Raw genomic sequence first — 10,164 nt, forward strand, 5'->3', positions numbered from 1 at the left:
CAGGCGCGCCCGCTGCGGTCCGTCTCCGCCTGATTTCGGCCAAATCGGTGACAACTCGCCGGTGGGGGATATGTCCGCACCCCGGCGCGGCCGGGCAGTCGGCCGCTGGAAGATGGGAGGCATGCGTCCGCTGATCAGCACCACCGACCTCGCCACCGCGCTCGCCGGGCCGGCGGGTGACCGGCCCGTCGTCCTCGACGTCCGCTGGCGGCTCGCCGGGCCGCCCGGCGCCGAGTCCTACCGGGAGGGGCACCTGCCCGGCGCGGTGTTCGTCGACCTCGACCGGGTGCTCGCCGGGGAGCCGGGCGAGGGCGGCCGGCACCCGCTGCCCGACCCCGCCGACCTGCAGCGCGACCTGCGCGCGGCCGGGGTCCGGGCGGGCGCGCCGGTGGTCGTCCACGACGACGCCGACGGGTCGGTCGCGGCCCGGGCGTGGTGGCTGCTGCGCTGGGCCGGCCACGACGAGGTCGCCGTCCTCGACGGCGGTTACGCAGCGTGGACTTCGGAAAGGCGGCCGGTGAGCACGGAGCCGGCGCGGCCGGAGCCGGGCGACCTCACCGTCCGGCCGGGCGGGATGCCGGTGCTCGACGCCGACGAGGCCGCGGCCCTGGCTCGCGACGGCCTGCTGCTCGACGCCCGGGCGACACCGCGTTATGCGGGGGAGACCGAGCCGGTCGACCCGCGGGCGGGGCACATCCCGGGTGCGGTGAACGCGCCGTTCGCCGGCCACGTCGGTGAGGACGGCCGCTGGCGGACCCCGGCCGAGCTGGCCGAAAGGTTCGCCGGGCTGGGGCTGCGCCCGGGCGAGCCGGTCGGGGCGTACTGCGGCTCCGGCGTCACGGCCAGCTCGGTCGTGCTCGCGCTGGAGCTGGCCGGCCACGCGGGCGCCGGCCTGTACGCGGGCTCGTGGTCGCACTGGTCGCGGGACCCGGCGCGTCCGGCGGCGACGGGCACCCTGCCGGGCTGAGCGCCGCGGACGCTTCGACTCCACGATCTCCGGCGATCGGCACTACAGTCGGGCGGTATGGCGCCGGCTGTCGTGTGGGATCCCGCCCTGCTGGGTTACGACCTGGGCGGGGAGCACCCGTTCAACCCCGTCCGGCTGGAGCTCACCGTCCGGCTGGCCACCGAGCTCGGCGTGCTCGACGACGTCGAGCTGCTGGTCCCGACCGCGGCCGGGGACGAGGAGCTCCTCCGGATCCACGCTCCCGAGTACCTCGCCGCCGTGCGGGAGGCGCCGCTGGTCGGATGGGACGTCGGGCACGGGCTCGGGACCGCCGACAACCCCGTCTTCTCCGACATGCACGACGCCTCCGCCCTGGTCGTCGGCTCGACGCTGCTGGCCGCCCGCAAGATCGCCGAGGGCGAGGCGACGCGGGCGGTCAACATCGCCGGCGGCCTGCACCACGCCATGCGGGACCGGGCGTCCGGGTTCTGCGTCTACAACGACTGCGCGGTCGCCATCTCGTGGCTGCTCGACCACGGTTTCGAGCGGATCGCCTACATCGACACCGACGTCCACCACGGCGACGGTGTCCAGGCCGCCTTCTACGACGACCCGCGCGTCCTCACGATCTCGATGCACCAGCACCCCTTCACGCTCTGGCCGGGCACGGGCTACTCCGCCGAGACCGGCCGCGGGAAGGCCGAGGGCACTGCGGTCAACCTCCCGCTGCCGCCGCGCACGCGGGACCCGGGGTGGCTGAGGGCCTTCAACGCCGTTGTCCCTTCGCTGCTCGCGGACTTCGAGCCACAGCTGCTGTTCACCCAATGCGGTGTCGACTCGCACGAAGAGGACCCGCTGGCCGACCTCTCGCTCAGCGTCGACGGCCACCGGACCATCTACAGCACGCTCCGGGACCTCGCGCAGACGTACGCGGGCGGCAAGTGGATCGCCGTCGGCGGGGGCGGGTACCAGCTGATCCGGGTCGTGCCGCGGTCGTGGACGCACCTGATCGCGACGGTGCTCGACCGGGACGTCGCGCCGGCGACGCCGTTGCCGCCGGGCTGGGTCTCCACCGTCACGAAGGCCGCGCCGAACGCCGAGCTGCCGGCCGCGATGACCGACGACCGCGACACGGAGTTCAAGCCGTGGGGCGACGGTGCGGACGACCCGGTCGACGTCGCCGTCCGGGACACGCGCCGGGCCGTCTTCCCCTTGCACGGCCTCGATCCGGACGACCCCAGGGACTGACCATGGCCGGACGGGACCCCTTCGACTACCCCCACGCGTGGGAGGCCGACGTCGTGCTGTCCGACGGCGGCACCGTCCACCTGCGTCCGATCGTGCCCAGCGACGCCGACGGGCTCGTCGCCTTCCACGGCAAGCTTTCCGAGCGCACGCGGTACTTCCGCTACTTCGGTGCCTACCCGCGCATCCCCGAGAAGGACCTCAAGCGCTTCTCGACCGTCGACCACCACGACCGGGTCGCGTTCGCCGCGTTCCTGGGTGACGACATCGTCGCGGTCGGCCGGTACGAACGGCTCGACCACGGGCCGTCGGCCGAGGTCGCCTTTGTCGTCAGCGACGCGCACCAGGGCCGCGGGCTCGGCTCGATCCTCCTGGAGCACCTCGCCGCGGCGGCGTCGGAGTGCGGGCTGCGCCGGTTCACCGCCGAGGTGCTCGCCGAGAACGCCGCCATGGTGCGGGTCTTCCGCGACGCCGGTTACCAGGTCAGCCGCGAGATCGAGGAAGGCGTGCTGCACCTGGAGTTCGACATCGACCCGACCGAGGAGTCCCTCGCCGTGGCGCGCTCGCGGGAGCAGGCCGCCGAGGCGCGCAGTGTGCACAACCTGCTGCACCCGACGTCGGTCGCGGTGATCGGCGCGTCGGCCGAGCCGGGCAAGGTCGGTCACGTCGCGTTCGTGAACCTGCTGGCCGCCGCGTTCACCGGCACCGTCTACCCGGTCAACCCGGAGCACCGCTCGATCCGCGGTGTCCGCGCCTACCCGTCGGTGCTGGACATCCCGGACCCGGTCGACCTGGCCGTCGTCGCGGTGCCCGCGGAGGCCGTCGAGTCCGTTTTGGACGCTTGCCTCGCGAAGGGCGTCAAGACGCTGCTGATCCTCTCCAGCGGCTTCGCCGAGGCCGGGCCGCACGGCCTGCACGCCGAGCTGCGGCTGGTCGGCGAGGCGCGGGCGCACGGCATGCGTGTGGTCGGCCCGAACGCGCTCGGTGTGCTGAACACCGCGCCGGGCGTCCGCCTCAACGCCACCCTCGCGCCGCGGCTGCCGGCCCGCGGGCGCACCGGGTTCTTCTGCCAGTCCGGCGCGCTGGGCACGGCGATCCTCGCCGACGCCGAAGCGCGCGGCCTCGGCCTCTCGACGTTCGTCTCGGCCGGCAACCGCGCCGACGTCTCCGGCAACGACCTGCTCCAGTACTGGGAAACCGACCCGGACACCGACCTCGTGCTGCTGTACCTCGAGTCGTTCGGCAACCCGCGCAAGTTCGCGCGGCTGGCCCGGCGGCTCGCGCGGACGAAGCCGATCGTCGCGGTGAAGTCCGGGCGGCACGCGGTCCGCCCACAGCTCGCGGCGACGTCGACGGAGATCGACGAGGCCAGCGTCCAGGCGCTGTTCGAGCAGGCGGGCGTGGTGCGCGTCGAGTCGCTGGCGCAGCTGTTCGACACCGCGCTCGTGTTCGCCCACCAGCCGCTGCCGGCCGGGCCGCGGGTCGCGATCGTCGGCAACTCCAGCGCGATCGGGCTGCTGGCCGCCGACACCGCGCGGATGCAGGGGCTGCGGCTGGCGTCGGACCCGGTGGACGTCGGCCCACAGGCCGGGCCGGAGGACTTCGCGAAGGCCGTCGGCGAAGCGCTCACCTCTCCGGACACCGACGCGCTGGTCGTCGTGTTCGCGCCGCCGGTGGCGATCCCCGGCACCGCCTATGCGCGCGCCCTGCGCGAAACCGTCATTGAACTGGGGCAGCGCAAGCCGATCGTCTCGACGTTCCTCGCGGCCGAAGGTGTGCCGGCCGAACTGGCCGTGTCGAGTGACGACGGCGTGCCGACGCGCGGCTCGATCCCGTCGTACCCGAGCCCGGAACGCGCGGTGAACGCCCTGGCCCGGGTCGTCCGGTACGCGGCGTGGCGGCAGCGGCCGCAGGGCACGCTCGTGACGCCGCCGGGGATCCACACCGAGCAGGCGCAGGTGATCGTCCGCGAGCTGCTGGAAAGCGAGAGCGGCAAGACGACGTTGCTCTCGGACACCGACGTCGTGCGGTTGCTGGGCTGTTACGGCATCAACGTCGTGCCCTTCCGGGTGGTGTCCACAGTGGACGACGCGGTCGCCGCGGCGGCCGAGCTGGGGTACCCGGTGACGCTCAAGGCGGTCGACGAGCGCCTGCGCGGGCGTCCGGACCTGGCCGGCGTGCGGCTCGACCTGGCCTCCGAAGACTCCGTGCGCACGGCCTACCGGACGCTGCGCGAGATCTCCGACGACGACGACGTGTACGTCCAGCGGATGGCCCCGAAGGGCCTGTCGTGCGTGATCGGGCTGCAGGACGACCCGTCGTTCGGCACGCTCGTGTCGTTCGGGCTGTCCGGGCTGGTCAGCACGCTGCTGGGGGACCGCGCCTACCGGGCGGTGCCGCTCACCGACGTCGACGCGGCCACGCTGCTGCGCGAGCCGCGGACCGCGCCGCTGCTCACCGGCTACCGCGGCGACGAGCCCGCCGACCTCGCCGCGCTGCAGGACATGGTGCTGCGGGTCGCCGCGCTGGCCGAGGACAACCCGGAGGTGCGGTCGCTGGTGCTGGACCCGATCCTGGCCTCGCCGGACGGCGCTTTTGTCGCCAACGCCCGGCTCGTCCTGGGGCCGCCCCCGTCGCGGCCCGACACCGGCCCGCGGCGCCTGCGCGCCATCAACCCCCTGGACTGAAACGATGCTGACCGAACTGCTGAAGCAGCACGCGGCGGACGTGCCCGGCGCGGTGGCCCTCGTCGCGCGCGGCGGCCAGGTCGAGGTGGCGGTCGTGGGCTCGGCCGACGCCGAAGGCACCGTGCCGATGGCGCGGGACTCGGTGTTCCGCATCGCGTCGCTGACCAAGCCGATCGTCGCGGCGGCGGTCCTGCTGCTCGTCGACGAGGGTGAGCTCGCGCTCGACGACCCGGTCGCGCAGTGGCTGCCGGAGCTGGCGTCGCCGGTGGTCGTGCGGACGCCGGCCGGGCCGGTCGACGACGTGGTGCCCGCCGTCCGCCCGATCACGGTGGCCGACCTGCTCACGTTCCGCTGTGGGTACGGCTTCGCGGCGGACATGACGCTGCCCGCGGTCGACCTGCTGCTGCAGGTGCTGGGCCACCCGGCGGCGGCGCCGCGCGACCTGACGCCGGACCAGTGGACGGCCGCGCTGGCGCAGGTGCCGCTGCTGCACCAGCCGGGGGAGGGGTGGCTCTACGGCACCGGCTCGGCCATCCAGGGTGTGCTGATCTCCCGTGTGTCGGGCCGGCCGCTGCCGGAGTTCCTGGCGGAGCGGCTGTTCGAGCCGTTGGGCATGGCCGACACCGGGTTCACCGTGCCGACCGCGGCGCTGGGCCGGTTCACGAGCGCGTACCGCCCCGGCGAGGAGGGCCTGCGCCTGATCGACTCGCCGGAGGGCCGGTGGAGCAGCCGGCCGTCCTTCCCGTCCGGTGCGGCGGGCCTCGTCTCGACGGCCGACGACCTGCTGACGTTCGCTCGGTTCCTGCTGGCCGAGGGGGTCGCCGGCGACCACCGGCTGCTGACCCCGGAGTCGGTGCACCGGATGACGACCGACCACCTGACCCCGGCCCAGCGCGAAGCCGGGCGGACGTTCCTGCAGGGCCAGGGCTGGGGGTACGGCGGCTCGGTCGACGTCGAGGCGACGCGGCCGTGGGAGGTCCCCGGCCGCTACGGCTGGATCGGCGGCGCCGGCACGGCCTGGCACGTGGTCCCGGCGACCGGCACGGCCACGGTCCTGCTCACGCAGGTCGAGATGACCAACCCGGCGCCGACCCCGCTGATGCGCGAGTTCTGGACCTACGCCGCGAAGTAGCGCTCAGTCCGCGGCCAGCTCGTCGCCGAGGGCCAGGAGCTGCGGAGTCGCCGAGCCCAGCAGGAACTCCAGGCGCTTCGCCGCCGTGAAGTACCGGTGCACCACGTGGTCGACGTCGATGCCGACACCGCCGTGGACGTGCACCGTCGTGTGGGCCACCCGGTGCCCGGCCTCCGCCGCCCAGAACTTCGCCGTCGCCACCGCTTCCGCCGACGGGAGGTCCGACGCCAGCCGCCAGGCCGCCTGCAGGGACGTCAGCCGCACGGCTTCGACGTCGACGTACGCGTCCGCGAGGCGCTGGCGGACCGCCTGGAAGCCGCCGATGACGTGGTCGAACTGCTTGCGCTCGGCCGCGTACGCCGCCGTCAGCTCCAGCGCCCGCTCGACCACGCCGAGCTGCTGCGCGCACACGCCGACCGTCCCGCGCAGCCGCAGCCACTCGCCGATGTCGCCCAGCGACGTCCCCGGCACCCCGGACAGCTCCAGCAGGGCCGCGTCCGCGTGGTCGGTCGTCTGCTGCGGCCGCACCGTCACCCCGGGCGCGGCCGCGTCGACCAGGAAGACCTCGCCGGACGCCGCCACGAGGAAACCGTCGGCGAACGCGGCGAACGGCACCGCGGACCGGGACCCGGACACCCGGCCGTCCGAAGCGGTGAAGCCGAACAAAGCGACCGTGAGCACCCGCGCGCCTCGCAGCACCGGCAGCACCCAGCGGTCCACCAGCTCCGGTGTGCCGAACTCGGCCAGCGCCGACGCCGCCATCGTGATCGACGTCAGGTAGGGGACCGCGGCCACCGCGCGGCCGATTTCGGTGAGCACCGCGCACTGCTCCAGCAGCCCGAACCCGCCACCGCCGAGGGACGACGGCAGGGCCGCGTCCAGCACGCCGGCCTGGCCCAGCGCCGTCCACAAGGGAGCGTCGAAGCCGCCGGTGCCGTGCGGGTCGTGGGTGGCCTTGTCGGCGAGGATCCGCCGGGTCAGCGCGGCGAGGTCGGCCGACGCTTCGGAAGGGGTGAAGTCCACTGGACGCTCCTAGCGCGTGACGGGCAGGCCGAGGGCGGTCGCGGCGATCATGTCCCGCTGGATCTCGTTGGTGCCGCCGCCGAAGGTGAGGATCAGCGCCGAGCGGTGCAGCCGCTCGATCCGGCCGGCCAGCAGCGCGCCCGGCGAGCCGTCACGGACGACGGCCGCTTCGCCGAGCACCTCCATCAGCAGCCGGTAGGCCTCGATCGCGAACTCCGTGCCGTACACCTTCGTCGCCGACGCCTCGGCCGGGCCGAGCTCGCTCGCCGCCGCGGCCCAGGCGATCCGCCAGTTCCGCAGCTTCAGATACTCCGCGCCGGCGTGCACCCGCGCGAGGTGCGCCCGCACCCATTCCTGGTCGATCGCGCCGGTCTCCTTCGCCCACGCCAGGACGTCGGAAAGCGCCTTGCGGACCGGCGCCGACGACGTCAGCGCGACCCGCTCGTGGTTGAGCTGGTTGGTGATCAGCGGCCAGCCCGCGTTCTCCTCGGCGACGCGCGCCGACACCGGCACGCGCACTTCGTCGTAGTAGGTCGCGCTGGTCCCCGCGCCCGCCACGGTGCGCACCTTGGTCCAGGAGAACCCGGGTGCCGACGTCGGCACGATCAGCATCGACAGGCCCCGGTGCTTCTTGGCGTCGGGATCGGTCCGGACCGCGAGCCAGACGTAGTCGGCGTACTCGATCAGGCTCGTCCACATCTTCTGGCCGGTGACGACGTACTCGTCGCCGTCGCGCACCGCGCGTGTCTTCAGCGACGCGAGGTCGGTGCCCGCCTCCGGCTCGGAGTAGCCGATCGAGAAGTGCAGCTCGCCGGCGGCGATCTTCGGCAGGTAGAACGCCTTCTGCTCGTCGGTGCCGTAGCGCATGATGGTCGGCCCGACGGTGTTCACCGTGAGGAACGGGACCGGCACCCCGGCGATCGCGGCCTCGTCGGTGAAGATGAGCTGGTCGAGCATCGGCCGGCCCTGGCCGCCGTACTCCGGCGGCCAGCCGAGCGCCAGCCAGCCGTCTTTTCCCAGCTGCCGCACGATTTCCTTGTACGCGACGCCGTCGCCGTACTCGTCACCCGCGCGGAGGCTGTCCCGCCGCTCGGGCGTCATCAGCTCGGCGAAGTACTCCCGGAGCTCCGCGGCCAGTGCCCGCTGCTCGGCCGTGTAGTCGATCCGCACCCGTCACCTCGATCCGGCGTTATAGTAGAACCTGTTCTAGTTGTACCAGGACTCACGCGGCGGAGGAAGCATGGAGATCGACGTCGACCGCTCGCTCTGCGAGGCGAACGCGGTGTGCGTGGGGTTCGCCCCGGACGTCTTCGACCTCGACGACGACGAGGAGCTGGTCGTCAAGTCGGGCGAAGTGCCCGCCGACCAGGTGGAACGTGTTTCCGATGCGGTCAAGGGCTGCCCGAAGAACGCCCTGTTCATCACGGGTTAGCACCGTTTACTGAAAGGCTTGCCCAGAACGAGAACAGATTCTAGTGTAGGCGCGAGATCCGGGACTCGACGAGGAGGCCTTGCGTGAGCCTGACCGGCAGGACAGCGATCGTGACGGGTGCCGCCGCCGGGCTGGGACGGGCCGAAGCGCTCGCCCTGGCCGCGCGGGGCGCCTCGGTCGTCGTCAACGACATCGGTGAGCCGAAGGACGTCGTCGAAGAGATCGAAGCCGCTGGTGGCAAGGCCGTGGCGGTCGCCGGGGACGTCGGCGAACGCGCCACCGCGGACGCCCTCGCCGCGGCCGCGCTCGACCTCGGCGGGCTCGACATCGTCGTGAACAACGCGGGTGTGCTGCGCGACAAGATGCTGTTCTCGATGTCGGACGACGACTGGGACACCGTGCTGCGCGTCCACCTGCGCGGCCACTTCCTGTTGTCCCGCAACGCCGCGAAGCACTGGCGCGACAAGTCCAAAGAGGACGGGAAGCCGGTGTACGGGCGGCTGGTCAACACCGCGTCGGAGGCCTTCCTGATCGGCTCGCCCGGCCAGCCCAACTACGCCGCGGCGAAGGCCGGCATCACCGCGCTCACCATGTCGGCCGCCCGCGGCCTGGCCAAGTACGGCGTCCGCGCCAACGCGATCTGCCCGCGCGCGCGGACGGCGATGACCGAGGGCGTGTTCGGCGCCGCCCCTGCCGAAGGCGCCGATCCGCTCTCGGTCGAGCACGTCGCCCCGTTTGTCGCCTACCTCGCCTCGCCGGCGGCCGAGCACGTCAACGGCCAGGTCTTCATCGTGCACGGCGGCGCGGTCTCGCTGGTCGCGGCGCCCCGGATCGAGCAGCGCTGGAGCCTCGGCGAGCTCGACACGACCGTCAGCGCGTACTTCGCCGAGCGCGACCCCGCCCGGATGTTCGCCGCCACCGAGATCTTGGAGGAGCCGTGAGGCTTGCGGGAAAGATCGCCCTGATCACCGGCGCCGCGCGCGGCCAGGGTGAGGCCGCCGCACGCGCGTTCGTCGCCGAAGGTGCGAAGGTGCTGCTCGCCGACATCCTCGACGACGAGGGCAAGCAGCTCGCCGCCGACCTCGGCGAGAACGCCGTCTACCAGCACCTCGACGTCGGCAGCGAGGACGACTGGGCTGCGGCCATCGAGCGGGCGACCACGGAGTTCGGCGCGCTGAACGTGCTGGTCAACAACGCGGGCATCCTCCATTTCTCCGAGCTGGGCAAGACGACGCTGGCCGACTACGAGCGCGTGATCCGGGTGAACCAGATCGGGGCGTTTCTCGGGATGCGCTCGGTCGTTGAACCGATGACCGCCGCCGGCGGTGGCTCCATCGTCAACGTGTCCTCTGTGGAGGGTCTGGCGGGGATGCCGTACCTGATCGCCTACACCGCGAGCAAGTTCGCGATCCGCGGGATGACCAAGGTCGCGGCGATGGAGCTCGGGAAGAAGCACATCCGCGTCAACTCCGTCCACCCCGGCGCGATCGACACCCAGATGGTTTCGACCGCCGCCGGCGGCCAGAAGGTCGACATGTCCTACGTCGGCAAGAAGGTCGCGCTCGGGCGGGTCGGGCAGCCGGAGGACATCGCGAAGCTCGTGTTGTTCCTGGCCAGCGACGAGAGCGGGTACTGCACGGGATCGGAGTTCGTGGCGGACGGCGGGGCGACGGCGTCCCACGCCCTGAACTTCTAGTTA

At 72.9% G+C, this 10,164-nt stretch carries 9 protein-coding genes; 7 read left to right on the top strand and 2 right to left on the bottom strand.

Annotation, left to right across the window (positions count from 1 at the left end):
• Window positions 1-121: 121 nt before the first annotated feature.
• The 4 genes from ACZ63J_RS17645 to ACZ63J_RS17660 are packed head-to-tail and all read left to right on the top strand — an operon-like array spanning window position 122 to window position 6,010.
• On the top strand, window positions 122-967 hold the full coding sequence (locus ACZ63J_RS17645) for a sulfurtransferase (RefSeq protein WP_465403170.1): 846 nt from the start codon (window positions 122-124) through the stop codon (window positions 965-967).
• Between the two features lie 57 nt (window positions 968-1,024).
• On the top strand, window positions 1,025-2,194 hold the full coding sequence (locus ACZ63J_RS17650) for an acetoin utilization protein AcuC (protein WP_465403172.1): 1,170 nt from the start codon (window positions 1,025-1,027) through the stop codon (window positions 2,192-2,194).
• A gap of 2 nt (window positions 2,195-2,196) precedes the next feature.
• Window positions 2,197-4,878 (top strand): bifunctional acetate--CoA ligase family protein/GNAT family N-acetyltransferase, encoded by a 2,682-nt coding sequence (locus tag ACZ63J_RS17655; RefSeq protein ID WP_465403173.1) that lies wholly within the window; start codon window positions 2,197-2,199, stop codon window positions 4,876-4,878.
• Between the two features lie 4 nt (window positions 4,879-4,882).
• A complete protein-coding gene (locus ACZ63J_RS17660; RefSeq protein WP_465403175.1) occupies window positions 4,883-6,010 on the top strand; it encodes a serine hydrolase domain-containing protein in 1,128 nt (375 codons plus the stop codon).
• A gap of 3 nt (window positions 6,011-6,013) precedes the next feature.
• Here the strand turns inward: ACZ63J_RS17660 and ACZ63J_RS17665 are convergent, their stop codons facing one another.
• Entirely contained in the window at window positions 6,014-7,033 is a 1,020-nt protein-coding gene (locus tag ACZ63J_RS17665) for an acyl-CoA dehydrogenase family protein (RefSeq protein WP_465403177.1), read from the bottom strand.
• 9 nt (window positions 7,034-7,042) lie between these two features.
• Window positions 7,043-8,203 (bottom strand): acyl-CoA dehydrogenase family protein, encoded by a 1,161-nt coding sequence (locus tag ACZ63J_RS17670; RefSeq protein ID WP_465403179.1) that lies wholly within the window; start codon window positions 8,201-8,203, stop codon window positions 7,043-7,045.
• Window positions 8,204-8,273: 70 nt separating this feature from the next.
• Here ACZ63J_RS17670 and ACZ63J_RS17675 point away from each other — a divergent pair, with 70 nt between their 5' ends.
• The 3 genes from ACZ63J_RS17675 (at window position 8,274) to ACZ63J_RS17685 (ending at window position 10,161) form a co-directional block, all read left to right on the top strand.
• Complete coding sequence (locus tag ACZ63J_RS17675) at window positions 8,274-8,465, top strand: ferredoxin (RefSeq protein WP_465403181.1); 192 nt, start codon at window positions 8,274-8,276, stop codon at window positions 8,463-8,465.
• Between the two features lie 83 nt (window positions 8,466-8,548).
• Window positions 8,549-9,406 (top strand): 3-oxoacyl-ACP reductase, encoded by an 858-nt coding sequence (locus tag ACZ63J_RS17680; RefSeq protein ID WP_465403182.1) that lies wholly within the window; start codon window positions 8,549-8,551, stop codon window positions 9,404-9,406.
• The gene (locus tag ACZ63J_RS17685) at window positions 9,403-10,161 is read left to right on the top strand and encodes a glucose 1-dehydrogenase (protein WP_465403184.1); all 759 of its coding nucleotides are present in this window, start codon (window positions 9,403-9,405) and stop codon (window positions 10,159-10,161) included. Before ACZ63J_RS17680 ends, ACZ63J_RS17685 begins: the two co-directional genes overlap by 4 nt.
• Window positions 10,162-10,164 lie beyond the last annotated feature (3 nt).

The organism is Amycolatopsis sp. NPDC104863, from assembly GCF_055582965.1.

Excerpts from the sequence above, each read along its gene's own strand:
- ACZ63J_RS17645 (WP_465403170.1), top strand. The coding sequence starts at position 122 with ATGCGTCCGCTGATCAGCACCACCGACCTCGCCACCGCGCTCGCCGGG.
- ACZ63J_RS17650 (WP_465403172.1), top strand. The coding sequence starts at position 1,025 with ATGGCGCCGGCTGTCGTGTGGGATCCCGCCCTGCTGGGTTACGACCTG.
- ACZ63J_RS17655 (WP_465403173.1), top strand. The coding sequence starts at position 2,197 with ATGGCCGGACGGGACCCCTTCGACTACCCCCACGCGTGGGAGGCCGAC.
- ACZ63J_RS17660 (WP_465403175.1), top strand. The coding sequence starts at position 4,883 with ATGCTGACCGAACTGCTGAAGCAGCACGCGGCGGACGTGCCCGGCGCG.
- ACZ63J_RS17675 (WP_465403181.1), top strand. The coding sequence starts at position 8,274 with ATGGAGATCGACGTCGACCGCTCGCTCTGCGAGGCGAACGCGGTGTGC.